The 23613-nt window shown below is 65.8% G+C and carries 21 protein-coding genes and 2 tRNA genes; 15 read left to right on the forward strand and 8 right to left on the reverse strand.

The window, feature by feature from the left end; genetic code table 11:
- Nucleotides 1–47 precede the first annotated feature (47 nt).
- Entirely contained in the window at nucleotides 48–1088 is a 1041-nt protein-coding gene (locus tag HMPREF9710_RS20560) for a DUF1176 domain-containing protein (protein ID WP_005669570.1), read from the forward strand.
- Here the strand turns inward: HMPREF9710_RS20560 and HMPREF9710_RS20565 are convergent, their stop codons facing one another.
- From HMPREF9710_RS20565 to trxB, 3 genes are all read right to left on the reverse strand, one after another.
- Nucleotides 1089–3269 carry an ATP-binding protein gene (locus HMPREF9710_RS20565; RefSeq protein WP_005669572.1) on the reverse strand — a complete coding sequence of 727 codons (2181 nt, stop codon included), beginning with the start codon at nucleotides 3267–3269 and terminating at the stop codon, nucleotides 1089–1091.
- Nucleotides 3270–3432: 163 nt separating this feature from the next.
- Nucleotides 3433–4110 (reverse strand): Smr/MutS family protein, encoded by a 678-nt coding sequence (locus HMPREF9710_RS20570; RefSeq protein WP_005669573.1) that lies wholly within the window; start codon nucleotides 4108–4110, stop codon nucleotides 3433–3435.
- A gap of 41 nt (nucleotides 4111–4151) precedes the next feature.
- Nucleotides 4152–5120 (reverse strand): thioredoxin-disulfide reductase, encoded by a 969-nt coding sequence (gene trxB / locus HMPREF9710_RS20575; protein ID WP_005669574.1) that lies wholly within the window; start codon nucleotides 5118–5120, stop codon nucleotides 4152–4154.
- A gap of 216 nt (nucleotides 5121–5336) precedes the next feature.
- Between trxB and HMPREF9710_RS28860 the strand changes: the two genes are divergently transcribed.
- From HMPREF9710_RS28860 to HMPREF9710_RS20605, 6 genes are all read left to right on the forward strand, one after another.
- Nucleotides 5337–7793 (forward strand): DNA translocase FtsK, encoded by a 2457-nt coding sequence (locus HMPREF9710_RS28860; protein WP_005669576.1) that lies wholly within the window; start codon nucleotides 5337–5339, stop codon nucleotides 7791–7793.
- A 17-nt stretch (nucleotides 7794–7810) separates the two neighbouring features.
- Nucleotides 7811–8449: an outer membrane lipoprotein chaperone LolA gene (lolA, locus tag HMPREF9710_RS20585; protein ID WP_005669578.1), complete on the forward strand. Its 639-nt coding sequence runs from the start codon at nucleotides 7811–7813 to the stop codon at nucleotides 8447–8449.
- An 87-nt stretch (nucleotides 8450–8536) separates the two neighbouring features.
- The gene (locus tag HMPREF9710_RS20590; protein ID WP_005669579.1) at nucleotides 8537–9859 is read left to right on the forward strand and encodes a replication-associated recombination protein A; all 1323 of its coding nucleotides are present in this window, start codon (nucleotides 8537–8539) and stop codon (nucleotides 9857–9859) included.
- A gap of 224 nt (nucleotides 9860–10083) precedes the next feature.
- Nucleotides 10084–10263, forward strand: coding sequence for a hypothetical protein (locus HMPREF9710_RS20595; RefSeq protein WP_005669580.1), 180 nt, complete (start codon nucleotides 10084–10086; stop codon nucleotides 10261–10263).
- A 127-nt stretch (nucleotides 10264–10390) separates the two neighbouring features.
- The gene (gene serS / locus HMPREF9710_RS20600; protein WP_005669582.1) at nucleotides 10391–11686 is read left to right on the forward strand and encodes a serine--tRNA ligase; all 1296 of its coding nucleotides are present in this window, start codon (nucleotides 10391–10393) and stop codon (nucleotides 11684–11686) included.
- Nucleotides 11687–11796: 110 nt separating this feature from the next.
- Nucleotides 11797–11886, forward strand: a tRNA-Ser gene (locus HMPREF9710_RS20605).
- A gap of 194 nt (nucleotides 11887–12080) precedes the next feature.
- Here HMPREF9710_RS20605 and HMPREF9710_RS20610 read toward each other — a convergent pair.
- The 4 genes from HMPREF9710_RS20610 to HMPREF9710_RS20625 are packed head-to-tail and all read right to left on the reverse strand — an operon-like array spanning nucleotide 12081 to nucleotide 15097.
- Nucleotides 12081–12587, reverse strand: a complete 507-nt coding sequence (locus tag HMPREF9710_RS20610; protein ID WP_005669583.1) for an arsinothricin resistance N-acetyltransferase ArsN1 family B — start codon at nucleotides 12585–12587, stop codon at nucleotides 12081–12083.
- 30 nt (nucleotides 12588–12617) lie between these two features.
- On the reverse strand, nucleotides 12618–13334 hold the full coding sequence (gene arsH / locus HMPREF9710_RS20615; RefSeq protein WP_005669584.1) for an arsenical resistance protein ArsH: 717 nt from the start codon (nucleotides 13332–13334) through the stop codon (nucleotides 12618–12620).
- Between the two features lie 15 nt (nucleotides 13335–13349).
- The gene (locus HMPREF9710_RS20620; RefSeq protein WP_005669585.1) at nucleotides 13350–14630 is read right to left on the reverse strand and encodes an arsenic transporter; all 1281 of its coding nucleotides are present in this window, start codon (nucleotides 14628–14630) and stop codon (nucleotides 13350–13352) included.
- Complete coding sequence (locus tag HMPREF9710_RS20625; RefSeq protein ID WP_005669586.1) at nucleotides 14624–15097, reverse strand: arsenate reductase ArsC; 474 nt, start codon at nucleotides 15095–15097, stop codon at nucleotides 14624–14626. Before HMPREF9710_RS20625 ends, HMPREF9710_RS20620 begins: the two co-directional genes overlap by 7 nt.
- 101 nt (nucleotides 15098–15198) lie before the next feature.
- Here HMPREF9710_RS20625 and HMPREF9710_RS20630 point away from each other — a divergent pair, with 101 nt between their 5' ends.
- The 3 genes from HMPREF9710_RS20630 to HMPREF9710_RS20640 all read left to right on the forward strand — a co-directional run bounded on the left by HMPREF9710_RS20630 (nucleotide 15199) and on the right by HMPREF9710_RS20640 (nucleotide 19299).
- On the forward strand, nucleotides 15199–15540 hold the full coding sequence (locus HMPREF9710_RS20630) for an ArsR/SmtB family transcription factor (RefSeq protein WP_005669588.1): 342 nt from the start codon (nucleotides 15199–15201) through the stop codon (nucleotides 15538–15540).
- A gap of 112 nt (nucleotides 15541–15652) precedes the next feature.
- Nucleotides 15653–17158 (forward strand): DASS family sodium-coupled anion symporter, encoded by a 1506-nt coding sequence (locus HMPREF9710_RS20635; RefSeq protein ID WP_005669589.1) that lies wholly within the window; start codon nucleotides 15653–15655, stop codon nucleotides 17156–17158.
- Between the two features lie 197 nt (nucleotides 17159–17355).
- Nucleotides 17356–19299, forward strand: coding sequence for a hypothetical protein (locus HMPREF9710_RS20640; RefSeq protein WP_005669590.1), 1944 nt, complete (start codon nucleotides 17356–17358; stop codon nucleotides 19297–19299).
- An 18-nt stretch (nucleotides 19300–19317) separates the two neighbouring features.
- Here the strand turns inward: HMPREF9710_RS20640 and HMPREF9710_RS20645 are convergent, their stop codons facing one another.
- The gene (locus HMPREF9710_RS20645; RefSeq protein WP_005669592.1) at nucleotides 19318–19881 is read right to left on the reverse strand and encodes an isochorismatase family protein; all 564 of its coding nucleotides are present in this window, start codon (nucleotides 19879–19881) and stop codon (nucleotides 19318–19320) included.
- A 116-nt stretch (nucleotides 19882–19997) separates the two neighbouring features.
- Here HMPREF9710_RS20645 and HMPREF9710_RS20650 point away from each other — a divergent pair, with 116 nt between their 5' ends.
- From HMPREF9710_RS20650 to HMPREF9710_RS20670, 5 genes are all read left to right on the forward strand, one after another.
- Nucleotides 19998–20948, forward strand: a complete 951-nt coding sequence (locus HMPREF9710_RS20650; RefSeq protein WP_005669593.1) for a phosphate acetyltransferase — start codon at nucleotides 19998–20000, stop codon at nucleotides 20946–20948.
- Nucleotide 20949: 1 nt separating this feature from the next.
- Entirely contained in the window at nucleotides 20950–22146 is a 1197-nt protein-coding gene (locus tag HMPREF9710_RS20655; RefSeq protein WP_005669594.1) for an acetate/propionate family kinase, read from the forward strand.
- Nucleotides 22143–22910, forward strand: coding sequence for an enoyl-ACP reductase FabI (gene fabI, locus HMPREF9710_RS20660; protein WP_005669596.1), 768 nt, complete (start codon nucleotides 22143–22145; stop codon nucleotides 22908–22910). The genes HMPREF9710_RS20655 and fabI overlap by 4 nt, the downstream gene beginning before the upstream one ends.
- Before the next feature lie 14 nt (nucleotides 22911–22924).
- A complete protein-coding gene (locus HMPREF9710_RS20665) occupies nucleotides 22925–23212 on the forward strand; it encodes an RNA-binding protein (protein ID WP_005669597.1) in 288 nt (95 codons plus the stop codon).
- A gap of 285 nt (nucleotides 23213–23497) precedes the next feature.
- Nucleotides 23498–23587, forward strand: a tRNA-Ser gene (locus HMPREF9710_RS20670).
- Nucleotides 23588–23613: the final 26 nt, after the last annotated feature.

The raw sequence follows: 23613 nt of genomic DNA on the forward strand, positions 1-23613 counted from the left end.
AGGTAAATCTGCGCCCCTGCCAACGACGACAGAAAGACGCTTCGCGCATGCGCCTCGCCTTGATCCCGATGGCGGCCCTGGCCGCCGCCAACTGCGCCATGCCGCTGCATGCGGCCGGCCTGCCGCAACTGTCCTTCCAGCACCACGACTGGGAACTCGTCTGCGACAATACCCGCACCTGCCGCGCCGCCGGTTACCACGCGGAGGACGGCCGCCACCCTCCACTGTCCGTCCTGCTCGAACGCAGGGCCGGCCCGGGCGAGGCCTTCGTCGGCCGGCTGCGGCTCGGCGAGGCCGATGACGGCGTCGACCTGCCCGCGACGCTGGCGATGCAGGTCGACGGCCGCGGGCTCGGCACGGTCGAGCTCAAAGGCGACGAGTCGATCGGCAGCCTGAGCGCCTCCCAGACCGAGGCGCTGTTGCGCGCGGTGGCCGGCAGCGGCAAGGTGGCCTGGCGCGCGGGCGGGCGCACCTGGAGCTTGTCGGGCAAAGGGGCGTCGGCGGTCCTGCTCAAGATGGACGAATTCCAGGGCCGCCTGGGCACGCCGGGCGCCGCCATGCGCAAGGGCGGCAGGCCGGAGCGCGATGTATTGCCGCCGCTGCCGGCGCCGGTCGTCACGGTAGCTTCGGTCCCGGCTGGCGAACTGGCGCCGCCAGGCAAGGAAGACGAACGGATCCTGCTGGCGACGTTGCGCAAGACCGGCGGCAATGAGGACTGTGGCGACCTCGAGGCAATCGCCACCGGCGTGAGCAAGTTCGCCTACGCGCCGCTAACATCGACGACAATGCTGGTCTCGGCGCGCTGCTGGCGCGGCGCCTACAACGAAGGGCACGGCTACTGGGTCGCCAATCGCAAGCCACCATTCTCCCCGCAACTGGTGACGCAATCGGGCACCGACTACGACAAGGGCGTCATCGGCGCGGCGCACAAGGGGCGCGGCATCGGCGACTGCTGGGGCCACGACGAATGGGTGTGGGACGGGCGGCGCTTCGTGCACACGGCGTCAAGCACGACCGGCATGTGCCGCGGCATCGCCGCTGGTGGCGGCTGGACCTTGCCGACGCTGGTCAAGGAGGTGCGGCGCTGATCAGGCGCCGGCCAGCGGCAGGCGCAGGGTAAACACCACCTGTCTGTCCTCGTGGCGGTAGGCGATCTCGCCGCTGTGCTCGCGCACGATCCGCTGCGCGATGTACAGCCCCAGGCCCATGCCGGTGCGGTTGCGCGGATTGTTCAGCGAGGCGCGCTTGAAGGGATTGAACAGCGTCGCCACCGTCTCGGGCGGGATCGGCGCGCCCGCGTTGCTCACCGCGACCGAGGCCTCGCCGTCGTGCGCTTTCAGGCAGACGGTCACTGGTTTGCCCGGCTCGCCATGGTGGCGCGCATTGCTCAGCAGGTTGGACAGCACCTGCGCCAGGCGGCTGCTGTCGGCGTTCACCGTCGCGGCGTCGTCGCAGACCAGGTCGAGCGGGATCGATGGATAGGCCAGGCGCGCCTCGTCCATCAGGTCGACCAGCAAGGCCTTGAGGTCGACCGGTTCGAGCGTCACGCCCAGGCCCATGCCGCGGTCGATGCGGCTCATGTCCAGCACCTGGCTGATCATGCGCTGCATGCGGTTGGTCGACGACTGGATGCGCTTGGCCAGCGTGGGCTGGTTGCCGCTGCCGGCGGAGCCGGTGCGTTCGAGCACCATGCCGGCCATATTGATCGAATGGAGCGGGTCGCGCAGGTCGTGGCCGAGCATGGCCAGCAGCTGCGCGCGCGTGGCCTCGGTCTGCGAGCGGTGCGCGTTCACCGCGCGCACCAGTTCGGCCAGGGTCAGGCGTGCATTGGCCAGCACGTTCGTTTCCCATGGATGGGCGCAGCCGCGCACGGTCTCGTGCCAGGCGTCGAACGAGCCGCGCGGCGTCAGGCGCTCGCCCAGCGGGCCGAGCGCCACGATCTTGTCGGGGCGGCCGCCCCAGGCCACGGTGTCGATCTGTTCGACGCGCAACATGATGCACCAACCCTGGCCCAGCGGATCGAAGGGCAGGGCCAGCATGCCGGCCCATTTGCCGAGCCGCTCCCGCAGCGCCGGCGCCCAATCGGCCACCATTTCGCGCACCACCAGGTCGTGCTCGTTCTCGGGCAGCGAATCGACGATGGCCCGCGCCAGCTCCTCCGGCAGCTCGCCGTAGGCGGCGATCTTGCCGTGCTGGGTGGCGATCATCGCCTGCGATCCGGATGCCGCCATCAGCGCGCCGGCGTGGCGGCCCAGGGCGTCGAGCGGATCGTCGTCGAGCAGCAGCGATTCGACCAGGGCCGTGCGCACCCGGGCCGACTGCTCGGCCAGCGTCGCGTCCTCGCGCGCTTCGATGCTGTGGATGGTCGAGGCCATCACCTGGGCCAGCACGTCGGCCGCCATGCGCACCGCATAGGGCACCAGCTTGGGCGACATGTGATGACAGGCGATCAGGCCCCACAGGCGGCCGTTGATCACGATCGACACGCTCATCGACGCGCGCACATGCATGTTCTTGAGGTACTCGACGTGCACCGGCGACACGCTACGCAGCACCGCGAAACTCATGTCGAGCGGCGCGGCGCCCGGCGCGCCGTGCAGCGGCACCGCGTTGTAGTCCATGTCGGCGATCACGCGCAGGGTGTTGAGCGTGTACAGGCGGCGCGCCTGGGTAGGAATATCCCCGGCAGGGTATCGTTGGCCGAGATACGGCACCAGGTCGTCGCGCCGGCTCTCGGCCACCACGTCGCCGCTGTCGTCGGCACGGAAACGGTAGGCCATCACGCGGTCGAAACCGGTGAATTCGCGCACCTGCTGGACGGCGGATGCGAGCAGGGCGTCGATGGTCTTCTGGCGGCGCAGGCGGTCGATCAGGCCGTGCGCCTTGATGGCGAAGCGCGACACTTCCTCGCTCGACGTCTCGCGCAGCTCGAATTCGGCGAGGATGCGCCCATGCTGCGCATGCACCACGCAGTCGTATTCGGCGTCGCCGATGGTGAGGCCGGCGGCCAGCGGCGCGGCGTCTTCGTCGTCGCGCGCGGCGATGCAGTCGGCGATCGCTTCCACCGCCGCCTGCGGCAGCGCCAGCGCGGCATACGACGAGCCCAGCTGGGGGACGACACCGAGCAAGGCCGGAACGTTCCCGCTCCAGCCTTCGAGCTGACCATCATCCTGGAAGAACAGCAGCGCGCCGTGCGGCTGGATCGAGCCGGGAATATGGATAGGCTCGTCAGCACAGGATGACAGGTCGACCTGCCGTCCATGTTCCATTGGAACTGCTTGCGTTGCCTTCAATACACATCCCCTTTGTCGATCGGCCGGCGTGTCCGGCGTCGAGGCATTCTACAATTAACGGACGAGTTCCGGACAAATTGCAACTGTGAAACGGCTGATTGTCACACGACGCGGTCGCCAGCGTCCATCTGGCGCAACATCAATCGTGCAGGGCGGGGCGCAGCAGGGCAATCAGGGCGCCATGGCCGCCGTCGGTGCGGCCGGCGGCGCAGAAGGCGATGACTTCGTTTTTTTGCACCAGCCAGCTGTGCACGATGCTGCGCAGCACCGGCTCGCCCTTGGGCGAACCGTAGCCGATGCCGTGGATGATGCGCACGCAGCGCACCCCGCGCCGGTTGGCGCGGTGCAGGAAATCGGTGAGGGCGTCGCGCGCGCCGTCGCGGGTCAGGCCGTGCAGGTCGAGCTCGTCCTGGATCGGCCAGTGGCGCTTGCGCAGCTTTTTCACGACGTCGGGGCCGACGCCGTCGCGCGCATAGCTCATGGACGGGTCTTCGTCGAGCATGCCCTCGACGTCGAACAGGTCCGACAGTTCATCCGACATCGAGGCGCGCAGCACGTCCGCCGTTTCTTCCTCGGGGGAGAGTTGCGCGCGCGCCCGCGCGGCGCTGGGCGCCACGTACACCGGGCGGTGCACGTAGCGGTCGGATTCGGGCAGCTTGTGCACGCCTTCCATCGAGGTGCGGAATTCGACCGCCCGCTCGCGCGCGATGCGCTCGCGCTTCTCGCGTTCGGCCTGCTCGATGGCGCGCACGCGCTCTTCTTCCTTGAGCCGGTCGCGCAAGCCTTTCAGCTCGCCGAAATCCTTCATGCCCGCCATCGCTTCGCTACCTTCTTGTTGCGTTGATTACTTGCAGTCGCTTATTTGGGATCGTCCTCCAGCGCTTCCAGGTAGCGCTGGGCATCGAGCGCGGCCATGCAGCCGGTGCCCGAGCTGGTGATCGCCTGGCGATAGATGTGATCCTGCACGTCGCCGGCGGCGAACACGCCCGGCACGCTGGTCGCCGTCGCCATGCCTTCCAGGCCCGACTTGGTCACCAGGTAGCCGCCGCTGTGCATCTCGAGCTGGCCTTCGAAGATGCCGGTGTTCGGCTTGTGGCCGATCGCCACGAACAGGCCGTGCACGTTCAGTTCCTTGGTGGCGCCGTCGACGGCCGACTTCAGGCGCAGCGAGGTCACGCCGCTCTGGTCGCCCAGGACTTCGTCCAGGGTCTGGTTCAGCTCCAGCACGATCTTGCCTTCGCTGACTTTGTGCATCAGGCGGTCGACCAGGATCGGCTCGGCGCGGAACTTGTCGCGGCGGTGGATCAGGGTGACTTTCGAGGCGATGCCGGCCAGGTACAGGGCTTCCTCGACCGCGGTATTGCCGCCGCCGATGACCGCGACTTCCTGGTTGCGGTAGAAGAAGCCGTCGCAGGTGGCGCAGGCCGACACGCCGCGGCCCATGAAGGCCTGTTCCGACGGCAGGCCCAGGTACTGGGCCGAGGCGCCGGTGGCGATGATCAGGGCGTCGCAGGTGAAGGTATGGCTGTCGCCGACCAGGCGAATCGGCTTTTCGTTCAAATACGTCGTGTGGATATGGTCGAACACGATCTCGGTGTTGAAGCGCTCGGCATGCTGCAGCAGGCGCTGCATCAGTTCCGGACCTTGCACGCCCAGCGGATCGCCCGGCCAGTTCTCGACGTCGGTGGTGGTCATCAGCTGGCCGCCCTGTTCGACGCCGGTCACCAGCATCGGCTTCAGGTTGGCGCGGGCGGCGTACACCGCGGCGCTGTAGCCGGCTGGCCCGGAACCGAGGATGAGGACTTTGGCGTGTTTGGTAGTAGTCATGGCGGCGCTCTTTGCTTCACGTGGTTGTTATATGGACACACGGCAATTGGGGGCGGCCTGACAGGAATCAAGGGCCACCAGGGTCTGCCAGAGGGTGTCCGAAGAGCGCCGATTATAGTCGATCATGCAGATGTGCATGAATCGTAGGGGCAACGCGGCCGTATATCGCTTAGAATGGGCGGATCGTCGATAGTACTTACTTCCGCAGTACCTGTAATGAGCAAGAATAGCCAAGCCAGCACCTCCGGATACACCCGCACCCAGGCCAGCGCCACCGCCCGCCGCCCGCTGCCGGGCCGCCTCGCGCGCCTGCTGTCCGAGGCGCGCTGGATCGCCGGCGCCGTCGCCTTCCTGTATTTCGTCCTGATCCTGCTCAGCTACAGCAAGCTCGATCCCGGCTGGTCGCACGCCAACGTCGTGCCGCGCATCGCCAACCTGGGCGGGCGCGCGGGCGCCTGGCTGTCCGACCTGTTGCTGTTCATATTCGGTTTCTCGGCCTGGTGGTGGGGCGTGATCTTCCTGCGCCAGGTCTGGCGCGGCTGGCGCCGGCTCACCGACAAGCTCGGCACCAAGGTGGAGGAACCGCACCACGGCGAGATGTACGTGCGCTGGATCGGCTTCGCCCTGATGTTCGCCGGCAGCGTCGGCCTGGAATACCTGCGCATGTGGTCGTGGGACGTCGAGCTGCCGCGCGCCCCGGGCGGAGTGCTGGGCCAGCTGATCGGCCACGCCAGCCACGTCGCCTTCGGCTCGACCGGCGCGACCCTGCTCCTGCTGCTGCTGTTCTTCCTGGGTTTTTCGCTGTTCTTCCAGGTGTCGTGGCTGAACGTGGCCGAGCGCATCGGCGCCGTGTTCGATGGCACCATCGACTGGTTCCGCCTGCGCATGGAAGACATCGAGGACCGCCGCCATGGCGAAGCCGCCGCCGTCAAGCGCGACGAAGTGGTGGTCAACGAGCGCGCCAAGTTCACCGAAAAGCATGCGGACAAGCCGATCCCGGTCGTGAAGACCGAGCCGTCGCTGGAGATCGCGCCGCCGGCGCCAAAGCCGGCTGCTGCTCCAGCGCCGCTGGCATCGGCCCAGGCGGTGGCGCCCACCATCAAGATCGAGCCGCAGATGGTCAGCGTGCCGAAATCCGAGCGCGCCGAGAAGGAGCGCCAGTCGCCGCTGTTCCAGGACATCAACGGCGACACCGGCCTGCCGCCGCTGGCCCTGCTGGACGATGCGCCGGCGGCGCAAGAGACGGTGGCGGTCGAGACGCTGGAATTCACCAGCCGCCTGATCGAGAAGAAGCTGTCCGACTTCGGCGTCGAAGCCAAGGTCGTGGCCGCCTATCCGGGTCCGGTCGTCACTCGCTACGAGATCGAGCCGGCCACCGGCGTCAAGGGCAGCCAGATCGTCAACCTGGCGCGCGACCTGGCGCGTTCGCTGTCGCTGACCTCGATCCGCGTGGTCGAGACCATCCCCGGCAAGAACTATATGGCCCTCGAATTGCCGAATCCGAAGCGGCAGATCGTGCGCCTGACCGAGATCCTCGGTTCCAAGGTGTATGGCGATAGCGCCTCGAGCCTGACCGTGGCCCTGGGCAAGGACATCGCCGGCAAGCCGGTGGTGGCCGACCTGGCCAAGATGCCGCACCTGCTGGTGGCGGGCACGACCGGTTCGGGTAAATCGGTTGGCATCAACGCCACCATCCTGTCGCTGCTGTATAAAGCCGATCCGGCCGATGTGCGCCTGATCCTGATCGACCCGAAGATGCTGGAGATGTCGGTCTACGAAGGTATTCCGCACCTGCTGGCGCCGGTGGTGACCGATATGCGCCAGGCCGGCCACGCGCTGAACTGGGCGGTCAACGAAATGGAACGCCGCTACAAGCTCATGAGCAAGCTGGGCGTGCGTAACCTGGCCGGCTACAACGGCAAGATCCTCGACGCCGCCAAGCGCGAGGAACACATCCCGAACCCGTTCTCGATCACGCCGGACGCGCCCGAGCCGCTGGAAAAACTGCCGACCATCGTCATCATCATCGACGAACTGGCCGACCTGATGATGGTCGTCGGCAAGAAGGTGGAAGAGCTGATCGCGCGTATTGCCCAGAAGGCGCGCGCTGCCGGCATCCACCTGATTCTCGCGACCCAGCGCCCGTCGGTCGACGTGATCACCGGCCTGATCAAGGCCAACATTCCGACCCGCATCGCGTTCCAGGTCTCGTCCAAGATCGACTCGCGCACGATTCTCGACCAGATGGGCGCCGAGACCTTGCTGGGCATGGGCGACATGCTCTATATGCCGCCCGGCACCGGCCTGCCGATCCGCGTGCACGGCGCCTTCGTGTCGGACGACGAAGTGCATCGAGTTGTAAAACATCTGCAGGAGCAGGGCGAACCCAATTATATTGAAGGCATCCTCGAAGGCGGCACCCTGGAAGAAGGGGGCGCCGACGGCGCGGTGGCGGGCGAGGGCGGCGGCGAATCCGACGCCATGTACGACCAGGCGGTGCAGGTCGTGCTCAAGAACCGCAAGGCCTCGATCTCGCTGGTGCAGCGTCACCTGCGCATCGGCTACAACCGGGCCGCCCGTCTGATCGAGCAAATGGAGCAGAACGGCATGGTGTCGCCGATGCAGTCGAACGGCAACCGCGACATCCTGGTGCCGACTGCAAGCGCCGAATAACAATAAAGGAACGCTGAATGCAATCAATGACCAAATTCACTTTTGCCGCGCTGGTGGCTGCGAGCGCCTTCGCTTTGCCGGGCCTGGCGAGCGCCGCCGCCCTCGACCAGTTCAAATCCTTCGTCGCCTCGACCCAGTCGGCCAAGGGCGAATTCACCCAGCAGCAGCTGGGCAAATCGAAGAGCGGCAAGGCCACGCCGGCCTCGAGCGGCAGCTTCGTGTTCGCCCGCCCCGGCAAGTTCATCTGGACCTACCAGAAGCCCTACGAGCAGGTGCTGCAGGCCGACGGCGAAACCCTGTACATCTACGACAAGGACCTGAACCAGGTCACCACCCGCAAGCTCGGCAATGCGCTGGGCAGCTCGCCGGCCGCGATCCTGTTCGGCAGCAACAAGCTGGAAGAGAACTTCACGCTGAGCGAAGCCGGCGCGCGCGACGGCATGGAGTGGCTGAACGCGGTGCCGAAGGCCAAGGACACTTCGTTCGAGCAGATCAGCATCGGCCTCAAGGGCGGCGTGCCGATGGCGATGGAATTGAAGGATACCTTCGGCCAGACTTCGCGCCTGACCTTCACCAATTTCCAGCGCAACCCGCAACTGGGTGCGCAGCAGTTCAAGTTCACGGCGCCGCAGGGCGCCGACGTCGTGAACCAGTAAGCCATCAACGGGGCGTGCGCGCCGCGCGGCCCCGTCGTGCATCGGATACACTACGCCCCATGCACAACCATTCGCCTATCCGCATCCATGGCCACGGATGACCTGTTCAAGACCGAGCCGGCCGCGCCGCTGGCCGAAGCCCTGCGTCCGCGCACCATCGACGAGGTGGTTGGCCAGAGCCACCTGCTGGGCCCGGGCAAGCCGCTGAACCTGGTCTTCAAGTCCGGCAAGCCGCATTCGATGATCCTGTGGGGCCCGCCGGGCGTGGGCAAGACCACGCTGGCGCGCCTGACCGCCTACGCCTTCGACTGCGAATTCATCGCGCTGTCGGCGGTCCTGTCGGGCGTCAAGGACATCCGCGCGGCGATCGAGCAGGCCGAGCAGTACCTGGCCCGCGGCAAGCACACGATCCTGTTCATCGACGAGATCCACCGCTTCAATAAATCGCAGCAGGACGCCTTGCTGCCGTTCGTGGAAAGCGGCCTGGTGACACTGATCGGTGCCACCACCGAGAACCCGTCGTTCGAAGTCAATTCGGCGCTGCTGTCGCGCTCGCAGGTCTACGTGCTCAAGGCATTGACCGACGCCGAGATGCGCCAGCTGCTGGCGCGCGCCCGCGAACAGGCCCTGCAGCACCTGGAATTCGACGAACTGGCGATCGACACCCTGGTCGGCTATGCCGACGGCGATGCGCGCCGCTTCCTGAACCTGCTCGAGCAGACCAGCACCTCGGCCAATACCGCCGGCACCAACCGCATCACCGCCGAGTTCGTCGAGAACGCGCTGACGCTCAATGCGCGCCGCTTCGACAAGGGCGGTGACAATTTCTACGACCAGATCTCGGCCCTGCACAAATCGGTGCGCGGCTCGCACCCCGATGCCGCCCTGTACTGGCTGTGCCGGATGCTCGACGGCGGCGCCGACGCCAAGTACCTGTCGCGCCGCATCGTGCGCATGGCCTGGGAAGACATCGGCATCGCCGATCCGCGCGCGATCCAGTTGGCCAACGACGCCGCCGCGACCTACGAGCGGCTCGGTTCGCCCGAAGGCGAGCTGGCGCTGGGCCAGGCCGTGGTCTACCTGGCGGTCGCATCCAAGAGCAATGCCGGCTACAACGCCTTCAATGCGGCGATGGCCTTCGTGCGCAAGGACAAGTCGCGCGAGGTGCCGGTCCACTTGCGCAATGCGCCGACCAAGCTCATGAAAGAGCTGGGCTACGGTCACGAGTACCGCTATGCGCATGACGAGCCGAACGCGTATGCGGCCGGCGAAACCTATCTGCCGGATGGAATGCCCGAGCCGGGCTGGTACCAGCCGGTGCCGCGCGGGATCGAATCCAAGATCGCCGAGAAGCTGGCCTGGCTGCGCAGCCTGGATGACGAGGCGCGCGCCAACGGCGACGGTTCGTAGGCATGCGCGTGGCGCCGGTGAGCCCGGCGCCAGTCCTTCCTCCTTCCTTTCTTCCTTCAACGGCGCGCAATGTGCCGGCATTGGGCGCCTGGTCGCGCATTGATGCATTCTGCGCCGCGTTTCATGCGCTTCGTCGCAAGTCGATGGCGATTCACGGGGCTGGTGGCTAAAGTACCACCATCGCAAAGCAATTCGCGAATCACCCAACCCCTGAAGGAGCCATCATGAACATCCGTAAAAACTTCGAAGCCCTGTTCCTCGCCGTCGCCGCCCTGGGCCTGGTCGCCAGTTTCGCTACCGCCAACGAGCGCCCGGTCGAGATCGCCGCATCGACCGCCCCGGCGATCGACATGGCCAGCATCCAGACCGTGATCGTCAGCGCGCCGCGCCTGGCGGCCCGCTAAAACCGGGGCAAGCCGGTTTTAGGGGCAGCTTGACGAGGCCCCGGCAGCATGGTTGCCGAATCTCGCAAATAATGTCGGTCGGCTTGGTACAATTGTGTTTTCGATACACAGCCCAGTCCAACCAGACATGATTGACATCCAACTTCTCCGCAAAGACATCGACAACGTCGCCGCCCGCCTGGCGACCCGCAAGTACCAGCTCGATGTGGCCAGTTTCAATGCGCTGGAGGCCGAACGCAAGGCGATCCAGACGCGCACCGAAGAACTGCAGGGCAAACGCAATTCGCTGTCGAAGCAGATCGGCATGCTGAAGGGCAAAGGCGAAGACACGACGGCCGTGATGGCCGAGGTTGCCGGACTGGGCGACGAGCTCAAGGCCAACGAAGTGGCGCTGGGCGAGGTCCAGGCCAAGCTGGCGAGCTTCATCGCTGCACTGCCCAACCTGCCGCACGAGAGCACGCCGGAAGGCAAGGACGAAAGCGCCAACCTGGAAGTGCGCAAGGTCGGTACGCCAACCGCCTTCGATTTCGAGGTGCGCGACCACGTCGACATCGGCGAGCGCCTGGGCCTGGACTTCGAGACCGCGACCAAGGTCACAGGCTCGCGCTTCTCGATGATGAAGGGCGGCATGGCGCGCCTGCACCGCGCGCTGGCGCAGTTCATGCTCGACACCCACACCGGCCAGCACGGCTATACCGAGTGCTACACCCCGTACATGGTCAACGCCGATTCGCTGCGCGGCACCGGCCAGCTGCCGAAGTTCGAGGCCGACCTGTTCTCGGTGAAGAAGGGCGGCGCCGAAGGCGAGGGCGAGAACTTCTACCTGATCCCGACCTCCGAAGTCTCGCTGACCAACGTGGTGCGCGACGAGATCGTGGCGCTGGACGAATTGCCGATCAGGATGACCGCGCATACTCCGTGCTTCCGTTCCGAAGCCGGCAGCTATGGCCGCGACACCCGCGGCATGATCCGCCAGCACCAGTTCGACAAGGTCGAGCTGGTCCAGGTGGTGCATCCGGAGCAGTCCTACGCGGCGCTGGAAGAGATGGTCGGCCAGGCCGAATTCATCCTGACCTCGCTCGGCCTGCCATACCGCGTGATGCAACTGTGCACCGGCGACATGGGCTTTAGCGCCGCCAAGACCTACGACCTCGAGGTGTGGCTGCCGGCGCAGAACACCTACCGCGAGATCTCGTCGCTGTCGAACTGCGAAGCCTTCCAGGCGCGCCGCATGCAGGCTCGGTTCCGCAACGCGGCCGGCAAGCCGGAACTGGTGCATACCCTGAACGGCTCGGGCCTGGCCGTGGGGCGCACCCTGGTGGCGGTGCTGGAGAACTACCAGCAGGCCGACGGCAGCGTCGTCATTCCTGAAGTGCTGCGTCCGTATATGGGCGGGCTGGAGCGCCTGGCGCCGGCTGCCTGAATGCTGGCGGAGGGGAATCGTGCTTGCATGCACATTTTCCCCTTCCATTTTTCTTGAATGCGTCTATAATGGCGGTCTCTTGCAGCCCACTGCAAGGATCGACCAAAGCCGGAGAGGTGGCAGAGTGGTCGAATGTACCTGACTCGAAATCAGGCGTACGGGTGACCGTACCGTGGGTTCGAATCCCACCCTCTCCGCCAAGTATCATGAAAACAGCCACCGCGAGGTGGCTTTTTTCATTCCGCGGCCTCGCAGAGGAGCAGGGCGCCTGCGCGCCCTGCGTGTGGGATTTGAAGGGCATCGCGTACTCGCGATGCCGCGGCCTGCAGGATGTAGGCGAATCCCACCCTCTCCGCCAAGTATCATGTGAAAAGCCACCGCAAGGTGGCTTTTTTCATTCCGGGGCGTCACAGAGGAGTAGCTGCCAGTAACCGACGTCCAGCCGGCGCCCGAACTTCAGGCCTACCTCGGCGAAGTGGGCGACCTTGCAAAAGCCCAGGCGCTCGTGCAGCGCCACGCTGCGCTCGTTGGGCTGGGCGATGCCCGCGATGACCGTATGCAGTCCGCGGGTGCGCAGCTCGGCGAGCAGCCGTTCGTAGAGGCGCCGGCCGTGCCCGCGGCCCGCCAGCGCGGGATCCAGATAGACGCTGCTTTCCACCGCATGGCGATAGGCCGGCCTGGCGCGCCATTTGGTGGCGTATGCATAGCCGGCCACCACGCCGTCGACCTCCAGCACCAGCCACGGCAGGCCGCCCTTGGTGACGTCCGCGACGCGTTCGGCCATGTCGGAATCAAGCACCGGCGCCTCCTCGAACGAGATCGTGGTGGTGGCGACGTAGTGGTTGTAGATGGCGCAGATGCGCGCGGCGTCCAGGCTGGAAGCAGTGCGGATGTCGGTCATGGCTTCATGGTAGCAGCGTGGCGCGCCGGCTCACAAGCGCGCGATCTGGCGGTCGATCGCCTGGTTGGCGCGCTCGCTGCGTTCGCTGTAGCGGTCCGTCAGGTAATCGCTGCTGCCGCGCATCAGTAGCGTGATCTTGTAGAGCTCCTCCATGACGTCGACCACGCGCTCGTAGTAGGCGGACGGGCGCATGCGGTCGTCGTCGCCGAATTCCTTGTAGGCCATCGGCACCGACGACTGGTTCGGGATCGTGAACATGCGCATCCAGCGGCCCAGCAGGCGCAGGGTATTGACCACGTTGAACGACTGCGAGCCGCCGCAGACCTGCATCACGGCCAGCGTCTTGCCCTGGCTGGGACGCACCGAGCCCTGTTCGAGCGGGATCCAGTCGATCTGGTTCTTGAATACCGCCGTCACCGCACCGTGGCGTTCGGGGCTGCACCACACCTGGCCCTCGGACCAGATGCATAGTTCACGCAGCTCGGCCACCTTCGGGTGGGTATCGGGCGCGCCGCCCACCATCGGCAACCCGGCCGGATCGAAGATCTTCACTTCGGCGCCGAAGTGGCGCAGGATGCGCGCCGCTTCTTCCGTCAGCAGGCGGCTGAACGAGCGCTCGCGCAGCGAGCCGTACAGCATCAGGATGCGCGGCGGATGGTCGACGCCGTCCGCGGGAGCGAGCCGCTTGGCGGCCGGCAGGTCGAGGCGCGCCGGATCGATATTGGGAAGGTCGGGTATCTTGTCCATGTTCGCTTTCAGTGTTCAGCCCAGGCGCAGCGCGAGCGCGCACAGCGTGAGCAGGAGGATCGGCAAGGTCAGCACCACGCCGACGCGCAGGTAATAGCCCCACGAGATGCGGATGCCCTTGCTCGACAGGACGTGCAGCCAGAGCAGGGTGGCAAGGCTGCCGATCGGGGTGATCTTGGGACCGAGGTCGCTGCCGATCGCGTTCGCATAGATCATCGCCTCGCGCACGGCGCCTCCCGTGGCGCTGGCGTCGATCGCCAGCGCGCCGACCAGCACCGTCGGCATATTGTTCATGATGGACGAGAGGGCCGCGGCGATGAAGCCGGTGCCCAGCGCCGCGCCCCAGACGCCGTAGGCGGCGCAGCGTTCGAACAGGACGGCCAGGCCGTCGGTCAGGCCGGCGTTGCGCAGGCCGTACACCACCAGGTACATCCCGAGCGAAAACACCACGACCTGCCACGGCGCGCCGCGCAGCACTTCGCGCGTCGGGATGCGGTGGCCGCGCGCGGCGACGGCGAGCAGGATGGCGGCGCCGCCGGCCGCGACGGCGCTGATCGGCACGCCGGCGTCGTCCAGCCAGAAGAAGCCGGCCAGCAGCAGCGCCAGCACCCACCAGCCGGCATGGAAGGTGGCGCGATCGACGATCGCGTCGCCCGGCGCGCGCAGCTGGGCGAGGTCGTAGTCGCGCGGGATGTCCTTGCGGAAGAACAGGTACAGGACCGCCAGTGTCGACGCCACCGAGACCAGGTTGACCGGGACCATGACCGCGGCGAAGCGCGCGAAGCCGATGCCGAAGTAGTCGGCCGAGACGATGTTGACCAGGTTCGACACCACCAGCGGCAGGCTGGCGGTGTCGGCGACGAAGCCGGCCGCCATCACGAAGGCCAGCGTCGCGCGCGGCGGGAAGCGCAGCGCGGCCAGCATGGCGATCACGATCGGCGTCAGGATCAGCGCCGCGCCGTCGTTGGCGAACAGCGCCGCCACCGCGGCGCCGAGCAGCACCAGCAGCACGAACAGGCGCCGGCCGTCGCCCTTGCCCCAGCGCGCCACGTGCAGCGCGGCCCACTCGAACGAACCGGCGCGGTCGAGCAGCAGGCTGATGACAATCACGGCGACGAAGGCGCCGGTGGCGTTCCAGACGATGTTCCACACCACGGGGACGTCGGACAGCCCGATGACGCCGGTGAGCAGGGCGGCGAGGCCGCCGGCGGCCGCGCTCCAGCCGATGCCCAGGCCGCGCGGCTGCCAGATCACCAGCGCCAGCGTGGCGACGAAGATGAGCGAGGCGGTCAGCATGCGCCGACGCGGTCCAGCGCTTCCTCGAGCGCTGCGCGCTCGCCGGCCAGCTCGGCCAGCGGCAAGGCGAACAGCGCCTGGACGCGGGCCAGCACGATCGCGTAGGTCGCTTCGAAGGCGGCCGCGATGTCCGCGGGCGTTCCCTGCACCTCGCTCGGGTCGGCCAGTCCCCAGTGCGTGCGCACGACGTCGCCCAGGTAGGCCGGGCAGGTCTCGCCGGCGGCATTGCCGCATACGGTCACCACCACGTCCGGCGTGAGCGGCAGGTCGTGCCACGACTTGCTGGCATGGCCGTCCACTGCAATGCCGTGGCGGCGCAGCAGCGCGATCGCGTCCGGATTGATCCGGCCGCTCGGATGGCTGCCTGCGCTGATGGCCTTGAAGCCCGGCGGCGCGAGATGGTTGAACACGGCTTCGCTCAGGATCGAACGGCAGGAGTTGCCAGTACAGAGGAACAGGAAGTTCATGGGTAAGAAGGTATCGGGTTAATCTCAACATTTCAATAGATATTGAGACGATGGGCCGACTATAATCGAGGCACTGAAATTCTTCAACTGGAACATCGAGGATGGAAACGAAACAGGTACTGGCGGCGCTCGCCGCCCTGGCCCAGGAGTCGCGGCTGGCGATCTTCCGCCTGCTGATCCAGGCTGGCCCATCGGGACTGCCGGCCGGGAAGATCGGCGAGGAACTGGGCATTGCCTCGTCGGCGCTGTCCTTCCACCTGAAGGAGCTAAGCCATGCCGGCCTGGTGACGGCGCGCCAGGAAGGGAGATTCGTCATCTACACAGCGCAGTTCGACACCATGAGCGAGCTGGTCGGCTTCCTCACCGAGAATTGCTGCGCCGGCGTTCCCTGCGGGATCGATGCGCCGGGCGGGGCGTGCCTGCCCGCGGCAGGCAATCGCTGAATACCTTCGCGGTTCCCGACCGCCATGGTCAACAATTGATGCATTGCAACATTCCTCTGCTAACATGTTAACCAGTAGTTGTTATCTGGTTACATCGTCAGAAGGAATCGTCATGCTGTCGCAATTGCAGGCCATGTTTCGTTACTTTAGCCAGGCCGTGCCGTTCCGCCTGGTTCCCGCCCTCGTCACCACCGCCGTCCTCTTCACGCTACTGGCGCTGCCCCATCCCGAGGGGCTGAACCCCGATTCCTGGGGCCTGGTCGCCATCTTCCTCACCACCATCGTCGCCATCATCCTGAAGGTGATGCCGATCGGCGTCATGGCCCTGATGGCCATCGTCATCGTCTCGCTGTCGCAAGTGACTTCCGGTTCGTCCAAGGGCGCCATGGCCGACGCCCTGGGCAGCTTTTCGAGCCCGCTCATCTGGCTGATCGTGGTCGCCGTGCTGATCTCGCGCGGCCTCAAGAAGACGGGGCTGGGCGCCCGCATCGGCCTGCAGTTCATCGCACTGCTGGGCAAGCGCACGGTCGGCATCGGCTACGGGCTGGCCGTGTGCGAACTGGTGCTGGCGCCGTTTACGCCCAGTAATACCGCGCGCGGCGGCGGCATCGTGCATCCGATCATGAAGTCGATCGCCAGCGCCTTCGATTCCGATCCGGCCAAGGGCACGCACGGCAAGGTCGGCACCTACCTGGCGCTGGTCAACTACCACGCCAATCCGATTACCTCGGCGATGTTCCTGACGGCCACCGCGCCCAATCCGCTGGTGGTCGACTTCGTCGCCCGCGCCAGCGGCCAGGGCTTTCACTTGAGCTGGACCACCTGGGCCCTGTGCATGGTGCTGCCGGGCCTGGTCTGCCTGTTCCTGATGCCGCTCGCCGTCTACCTGCTGGCGCCGCCCGAGCTCAAGCAGACGCCGGATGCGGTGCAGTTCGCGCGCAGCGAGCTGGCGCGCATGGGGCCGTTGTCGGCCAGCGAAAAAGTCATGCTCGGCACCTTTGGGCTGCTGCTGGTGCTGTGGGCGAACGTGCCGGCCATGCTGTTCGGGCCGGCGTTTACGCTCGACCCGACCGTGGTCGCCTTTCTCGGCCTGTTCGCCCTGATCATCACCGGCACCCTCGACTGGGATGATGTGCTGTCCGAGAAAAGCGCCTGGGATACCCTGATCTGGTTCGGCGCGCTGGTGATGCTGGCCGAGCAGCTCAATCAACTGGGCGTTATCGCCTGGGCCTCGGACGGCATGCGCGACGCGATCGTCGCCAGCGGCATGGGGTGGGAGGCGGCGGCGACCGTGCTGGTGCTGGCCTTCGTGTTCTCGCACTACCTGTTCGCCAGCACCACGGCCCACATCAGCGCCATGATGTTCGCTTTTCTTTCGGTCGGGGCCGCGCTGGTGCCGGGGGAATACCTGATCCTGTTCCTGCTCATGATGACCGCCGCCTCGGCCATCATGATGACCCTGACCCACTACGCCACCGGCACCTCGCCGATCATCTTCGGCAGCGGTTACGTGACGATGGGGGTGTGGTGGCGCATCGGCTTCATCATGTGCGTGTTCGAGCTGGCGGTGTTCGCCGTGGTGGGTGGCGCGTGGTGGAAGGTCCTCGGTTACTGGTGAAGAGAACATATCTGGCCTAGATGGCACTGGCACCTTGGGAATTCGGGAGCGCCGGCATCAGCCAGTTATGGAACGATGTCGGAGCGCGAGTGTGGCAGCGAAAGCGCCACATATTGTCATGTGAAAAATCCTGATAACCCTGCTAGGTGCGGTCTTTCTTGCGTTCTATACACTAATCGGATTTCAGGGTAAACATCATGAGCGAGACAGGTGATTCACCGGCTATTCAGTTAGCGAAATTCTCCGAAATCGTTGGGCAGGATGATGCAGATGAACTCTTGCTGCAACTCACCGACGACATGCTTATCGACTTCGCCGCCAAGCTGGATCAGTCCGAAGCTGATTCGATTTGGGCAGCCGCAAACGATTTTGGTATTCAGTTTTATTCCGGGCCAGACTGCCTGATCCATCGGTTGGCCCAACTGACAGCGTCACGGCACCCGGGCGCCTGGAAAAAATTTCATTCGGCGTTAATTCAGCTGTCTTCTGCACGCTACATCGAATGGTGCCTGGCCCGTATCGAATCCATCGATATTAGCCAGACCGGAAATGACGCAGTGATAGAGTTGCTGGACGAGGTGCTTCCATTGCTGGTCGCCACCGCAGTTCACGATGAAGCGTGCAAGTTGGTGAACGCGGTGCTGGACCTCAAATGTATCGACACCAAGTTCAAGTTTCTGAACCTGATCGCAGGAATAACGCTGGCCGATGGCCGTACCAACCCGATCGTCGCTTTTGCACGCGATGGTGATCCCCGGCTCGCGCATGCGATTGCATATTTCTGGGAGGACAGCTTTAACAGGACAGGAACGAAAACCTCTGGTCTGTGGACTGATAATATCGATTGGGGCTATCTGCGTGTGCTCCCGCCAGCCATCAAGCTGGTCGGTTCGCATTGTCCAGGCATGACCATGCTCGGGGCAGGCTATTCAGCAGGTATCCGCGCTTCCACGATTGGAGATGTTCAGGATGTATTGGACCGTTTGCATGGTGGAAGCCGGCATCCCGAATTCGCACCAATGGGGACACTGTGGTATTTCCTGAAACAACTGAGTGTACTGCGCGGGAGCGACAACGATACTGAGCGCAGCGGTGTGCGTGCAGGGCTTTTAGCGCTGGTAAAGCGTGACCCGGAGTTGTGGGTAAAAGCATTACGGTGGATATTGCTGCACGCAGAAGCGATCAAACAGGACGTGACCCTCATTAGCTGCGAACTCGCCCAGACCAACGAAGAAGTCAGGAATGGGTTACGGGTGTTGCAGGCAGATCCTGCCGTGTCAACGCTTGCCATGGGAATCCGTGCACTGGCCGAAGGCATCGTGGATCCGGCGGACAAGCATTCATTGGCATTGGCCGATTCACTGGCGCATTACTTCGACGGGACGCCGAAGTTTCCTTCGCCTTTGGCACTACGGTCTTCGACCTGGGTAGGCTCTGATCGGCTGGAAAAATATTTGCGCGACGGGGTAGCGCGGGCCTGTCACAAGTTTGCTGTCGATGTTCCCAATCAGTGGAAGAGCCAGGAAGAGGCGCTCACCGCTACTCTGATGACTTTGCTTGTCGAACAATTCGGCGAGAGCCGGAAGCTGTCAACCTATGCTCGTTCTGAGGCTTTTGGCATTCCTACCTTGAGATTGTCGCAGCGTGAGATATCCAAATCCGCGGAAGAGCCGACGTATGGTTGTGATCTCGCCTTCGTGGTAAGGGCTAGAGCGCAGGGAATCTACGCGCTTGACTGGGCCGGGCTCGTACAGGTGAAAAAGACATTGGCAGGCAATGAGAACGCCGCGATCGCAGATAGCTGGAAAATCGAAATCGCCCAGTTGAAGACATTGATTGGAAAGTGCGCTAGCGCGGTGTATTTTCTCATCTGCGGACACGGTGAAGTACTTGTCGTGCCGGCACGCCATCTACTGGGTTACGTAGCCGGAAGTTCGAAGAAAGGAGCCAAATCGCGCACGGTGGGGTACAACGAAATTCGGTCGGCAGCCATCCCGCTTGATCAATACCTGGTCGATCTGTTGATAGGGCAGTGGACCGGCAATGCATCCGATGCGATCATGACGTTTATTGACGGCAATTCAGGACTACGACCGAAGCATGTGGTGCAGGTCGAGATCCATTTTTCGCCGCGTCAGTGACGTTCAGGAGCCCTTGTCCTAAACAGGCTTTGGGGCGTCTTGCTTGACCAGCGCCAGCACCTCGCGAAAGCGCGGATGGCGGCAATCGCGCAGCCACTCGAACAGCACCATCTCGTGCGTCACGATCGTCGCGCCGGCCTGCCGCAGGCGGCGCATGGCGGCGGCGTGGTCGGACGGCCGGCGCGAGCCGCTCGCGTTCTCCACCACAACTACTTCGCGGCCGGCGCGCAGCAGGCCGAGCGCCGTCTGCAGCAGGCAGACGTGGGCTTCGCAACCGGCGAGCACCACTTGCCGGCGCCCAGGGCCGTGCGCGTCGAGCGCCGCCAGCAGGCCATCCTCGCAGGCATCGAAATGCGTCTTCGGCACCGTCTGCACGCACCAGCGCGCCAGCGCCTCGGCGTTCGGGCCGAGACGTTCGGGGTTCTGCTCGGTCCCCAGCACCGGCACCTCCAGCAGCGCGGCGGCGCGCGCCAACAGCAGCGCCATGGCGACGACATCGTCCGCGCCGTGGATCGCCGGCATCATCCGCGCCTGGTAGTCGACCAGCACCACACTGCTCGCCCGCGCATCGATTGCATTCATCTCGTCCTCGTCGATTCTCTTAAACCAGATTAAGTTATGTTGCGTTGCAGCATAAAATGATTGCTTTGCAGTCAAGTGATGCTACCATCTACCGGTCGTGCTATGAGGAGGAGGCCATGGAGCCGATGAACACCACGCATCCCTATTATGATCACCTGATCGCCGCCGCGCGCGAGCAGGGGCCGGTCACGGTGGCGGTGGCCCATGCCTGCGACCGCTACGCGATCGAGGCGGCGCTCGACGCTGCCCGCATCGGCCTGATCGCGCCGCTGCTGGTCGGACCCGTGGCGCGCATCCACGGCGCGGCCGACGCGGCCGGCCTCGATATCGGCGCGCTGACCCTGGTCGACACGGAGCACAGCCACGCGTCGGCCGCGCGCGCGGTGGAGCTGGTGCGCGAGGGCAGGGCAGCGGCCCTGATGAAAGGAAGCCTGCACACCGACGAGTTGATGGGCGCCGTGGTGTCCGGCGCCACCGGCCTGCGCACGGCGCGGCGCCTCTCCCACTGCTTCGTGATGGACGTGCCGGGCCGCAGCGAACCCCTGATCATCACCGACGCCGCCATCAACATCATTCCCGACCTGGCGGCCAAGCGCGACATCGTGCAGAACGCCATCGACCTGGCCCGGGTGCTCGGCTTCGAGGGCGTGCGGGTGGCGATCCTGGCGGCGGTGGAAACCGTGAGCGACAAGATGCCGTCGACGATCGACGCCGCGGCCCTGTGCAAGATGGCCGACCGCGGCCAGATCACGGGCGGCATCCTGGACGGCCCGCTGGCGATGGACAATGCGATCGACCTGCAGGCCGCCGCCGTCAAGGGCCTGGTGTCGCCGGTCGCGGGCCGCGCCAACGTGCTGGTGGCGCCGGACCTGGAAGCCGGCAATATGCTGGCCAAGAGCCTGAGCTTCATGGCCGGCGCGGCGGCGGCCGGCATCGTGCTCGGCGCGCGCGTGCCGCTGATCCTGACCAGCCGCGCCGACACGGTCGCGGCGCGCCTGGCCTCGTGCGCGGTGGCGGTGCTGCTGGCGCGCCACCAGTTGGCCAGCGCCCAGCTGGCGGGGCGCTGAGATGCAGCCGCACGCCACGGACTGCGTCGCCGTCATCAACGCCGGCTCGTCCAGCATCAAGTTCTCGGTGCACCGCCTGCCCGACCTGGCGCTGGCCTTCAAGGGCCGGATCGAGAACCTGTACCGCGGCGCGACGCGCTTTATCGCGCAGGACGCCGACGGGGCCACGGTCGGCGAACGGAGCTGGCCCGACGCGCTCGACCACCACGCCGGCATGGCCTTCCTGATCGACTTCGCCGAGCGTGAACTCGCTGGCTACCGGGTGCGCGCGGTGGGCCACCGCATCGTGCACGGCGGCGTCGACTACAGCGGTCCGCAACGCCTGATCGAGCCCGTGCTCGAACGCCTGGAGCGGCTGGTGCCGCTCGCGCCGCTGCACCTGCCGCACAACCTGGCGCCGGTGCGCGCCTTGATGGCGCTGGCGCCCGGGCTGCCGCAGGTCGGCTGCTTCGACACCGCCTTCCATACGGCGCAGCCGGCGCTGGCCCAGGCCTTCGCGCTGCCGCCGGCGATCACCGACCTCGGCATCCGCCGCTACGGTTTCCATGGCCTGTCCTACGAATACATCGCGGCCACCTTGCCGCAGCATGAGCCGGCGCTGGCCGGCGCGCGGGTGGTCGCGGCCCACCTGGGCAACGGCGCCAGCATGTGCGCCATGCGCGGCGGGCGCAGCGTGGCCAGCACCATGGGCTTCACCGCCGTCGACGGCCTGCCGATGGGCACGCGCTGCGGCGCGCTCGATCCGGGCGTGGTGATCTACCTGATCGAGGAACTGGGCATGGAAGTGTCGAGCGTGCAGCGCCTGATGTACCAGGAGTCGGGGCTGCTGGGCGTCTCAGGCCTGTCGTCCGACATGCGCACGCTGGAGGCCAGCAGCGATCCGCGCGCGCAGCTGGCGATCGACTTGCTGGTCTACCGGATCGGCCGCGAGCTCGGTTCGCTGGCGGCCTCGCTGGGCGGCCTGGATGCGCTGGTGTTCTCGGGCGGGATCGGCGAGAACAGCGCGCGCCTGCGCGCCGCCGTCTGCCGCGATGCCGCCTGGCTCGGCGCCGAACTCGATCCAGGGCTGAACGCCGCGCCGCCGCCCGGCGTCGCCCGCATCAGCGCGCCCGCCAGCCGGATGTCGATATGGCTGGTGCCGGCCAACGAAGAACTCATGATCGCGCGCCATACCCGCGATCTGCTGGAGGAAGCATGAACCATCATCCCATCCTGGAAGGCAAGCGCGCGCTGGTGGTCGGCGTCGCCAACGAGCACTCGATCGCCTGGGGCTGCGCCAAGGCCTTTCATGCGCTCGGCGCCGAGCTGGTGCTGACCTACCTGAACGACAAGGCGCGCCCGCACGTCGAACCGCTGGCCGCGCAACTCGGGGCGCGATTGCTGCCGCTCGACGTGCGCGAACCGGGGCAGCTGGAGGCGCTGTTCGCCGAACTGCAGCAATCTGGCCGCCTCGACATCCTGGTGCATTCGATCGCCTTCGCGCCGAAGGCCGACCTGCAGGGCGGCCTGCTCGACTGCTCGCTGGACGGCTTCCTGCAGGCGATGGACGTGTCGTGCCACTCCTTCGTGCGCATGGCGAAGCTGGTCGCGCCGCTCATGACGCAGGGCGGCAGCATGTTCGCGATGAGCTACCACGGCGCCGACAAGGTGGTGCCGAACTATAACGTGATGGGGCCGGTGAAGGCGGCGCTGGAATCGTGCTGCCGCTACCTGGCCTACGAACTCGGTCCGCGCGACATCCGCGTGCACGCCATCTCGCCCGGGCCGCTCAAGACGCGCGCCGCCTCGGGGCTGAAGGATTTCGACCTGCTGCTGAGCGATGCGGTGGCGCGCTCGCCGCTGGGAGAGCTGGTCGACATCGACGACGTCGGCCAGGTGTGCGCCTATCTCGCCTCGGACTTCGCGCGCCGCCTGACGGGCAGCACCGTCTACGTCGACGGTGGCCTGAACATCATCGCCTGAACCCTGGAGCAACCATGAAAGTCATCCTGTCCGGCCTGCACGGCGACGCCTGCGAGAGCGCCATCGTCGAGAGCTTCGCGCCGTTCTTCCACATCCGTCGCGTCGAGATGATCCGCGAAGGCTCGCCCGACAGTCCGTGGGCCGTGCTGCACATCGCCGATTCCTACGAGCGCGCCTGGGAGGCGTGCAATACGCTGCGCGGCGTCTTCCACCGCGGCAAACGCCTGCACATGTACATTCCGCTGCACCAGAGCGACATCTACCACGAGTTCGAGCCGCACCAGCGGGTCGACATCCGCTAGCTTTTCAGCTGCGCGCCCTGCCGCCACGCCGCGTGGAGGATGGATTTGGTGAGGACTCCTTGAACAGCCCGCGTGCTTTGCTATCCTGAAGCACATGGACATCCAACCCGAAACCCCCTGGGACAGCACGCCCGACGTTTCCGCCCGCATCGTCACCGCGATCGGCCGCATCGCGACCGTGCTGCGCGCCGGCATGAAAATTTACCTGGCGCGCATGCCTTGCAACTTTCGCCAGGCGTCCGCTATAATGCGGCCTCGCTTACGCGACCACGCAGCACCGATTCAGGAGAGGTGGCAGAGTGGTCGAATGTACCTGACTCGAAATCAGGCGTACGGGTGACCGTACCGTGGGTTCGAATCCCACCCTCTCCGCCAAGTAGCATGAAAAAAGCCACCGCAAG

Origin of the sequence: Massilia timonae CCUG 45783 (genome assembly GCF_000315425.1) — a bacterium.
Classification (GTDB): Bacteria; Pseudomonadota; Gammaproteobacteria; order Burkholderiales; family Burkholderiaceae_D; genus Telluria; species Telluria timonae.

Excerpts from the sequence above, each read along its gene's own strand:
- HMPREF9710_RS20560 (WP_005669570.1), top strand. The coding sequence starts at position 48 with ATGCGCCTCGCCTTGATCCCGATGGCGGCCCTGGCCGCCGCCAACTGC.
- HMPREF9710_RS20565 (WP_005669572.1), bottom strand. The coding sequence starts at position 3,269 with ATGGAACATGGACGGCAGGTCGACCTGTCATCCTGTGCTGACGAGCCT.
- HMPREF9710_RS20570 (WP_005669573.1), bottom strand. The coding sequence starts at position 4,110 with ATGGCGGGCATGAAGGATTTCGGCGAGCTGAAAGGCTTGCGCGACCGG.
- trxB (WP_005669574.1), bottom strand. The coding sequence starts at position 5,120 with ATGACTACTACCAAACACGCCAAAGTCCTCATCCTCGGTTCCGGGCCA.
- HMPREF9710_RS28860 (WP_005669576.1), top strand. The coding sequence starts at position 5,337 with ATGAGCAAGAATAGCCAAGCCAGCACCTCCGGATACACCCGCACCCAG.
- lolA (WP_005669578.1), top strand. The coding sequence starts at position 7,811 with ATGCAATCAATGACCAAATTCACTTTTGCCGCGCTGGTGGCTGCGAGC.
- HMPREF9710_RS20590 (WP_005669579.1), top strand. The coding sequence starts at position 8,537 with ATGGCCACGGATGACCTGTTCAAGACCGAGCCGGCCGCGCCGCTGGCC.
- HMPREF9710_RS20595 (WP_005669580.1), top strand. The coding sequence starts at position 10,084 with ATGAACATCCGTAAAAACTTCGAAGCCCTGTTCCTCGCCGTCGCCGCC.
- serS (WP_005669582.1), top strand. The coding sequence starts at position 10,391 with ATGATTGACATCCAACTTCTCCGCAAAGACATCGACAACGTCGCCGCC.
- HMPREF9710_RS20610 (WP_005669583.1), bottom strand. The coding sequence starts at position 12,587 with ATGACCGACATCCGCACTGCTTCCAGCCTGGACGCCGCGCGCATCTGC.
- arsH (WP_005669584.1), bottom strand. The coding sequence starts at position 13,334 with ATGGACAAGATACCCGACCTTCCCAATATCGATCCGGCGCGCCTCGAC.
- HMPREF9710_RS20620 (WP_005669585.1), bottom strand. The coding sequence starts at position 14,630 with ATGCTGACCGCCTCGCTCATCTTCGTCGCCACGCTGGCGCTGGTGATC.
- HMPREF9710_RS20625 (WP_005669586.1), bottom strand. The coding sequence starts at position 15,097 with ATGAACTTCCTGTTCCTCTGTACTGGCAACTCCTGCCGTTCGATCCTG.
- HMPREF9710_RS20630 (WP_005669588.1), top strand. The coding sequence starts at position 15,199 with ATGGAAACGAAACAGGTACTGGCGGCGCTCGCCGCCCTGGCCCAGGAG.
- HMPREF9710_RS20635 (WP_005669589.1), top strand. The coding sequence starts at position 15,653 with ATGCTGTCGCAATTGCAGGCCATGTTTCGTTACTTTAGCCAGGCCGTG.
- HMPREF9710_RS20640 (WP_005669590.1), top strand. The coding sequence starts at position 17,356 with ATGAGCGAGACAGGTGATTCACCGGCTATTCAGTTAGCGAAATTCTCC.
- HMPREF9710_RS20645 (WP_005669592.1), bottom strand. The coding sequence starts at position 19,881 with ATGAATGCAATCGATGCGCGGGCGAGCAGTGTGGTGCTGGTCGACTAC.
- HMPREF9710_RS20650 (WP_005669593.1), top strand. The coding sequence starts at position 19,998 with ATGGAGCCGATGAACACCACGCATCCCTATTATGATCACCTGATCGCC.
- HMPREF9710_RS20655 (WP_005669594.1), top strand. The coding sequence starts at position 20,950 with ATGCAGCCGCACGCCACGGACTGCGTCGCCGTCATCAACGCCGGCTCG.
- fabI (WP_005669596.1), top strand. The coding sequence starts at position 22,143 with ATGAACCATCATCCCATCCTGGAAGGCAAGCGCGCGCTGGTGGTCGGC.
- HMPREF9710_RS20665 (WP_005669597.1), top strand. The coding sequence starts at position 22,925 with ATGAAAGTCATCCTGTCCGGCCTGCACGGCGACGCCTGCGAGAGCGCC.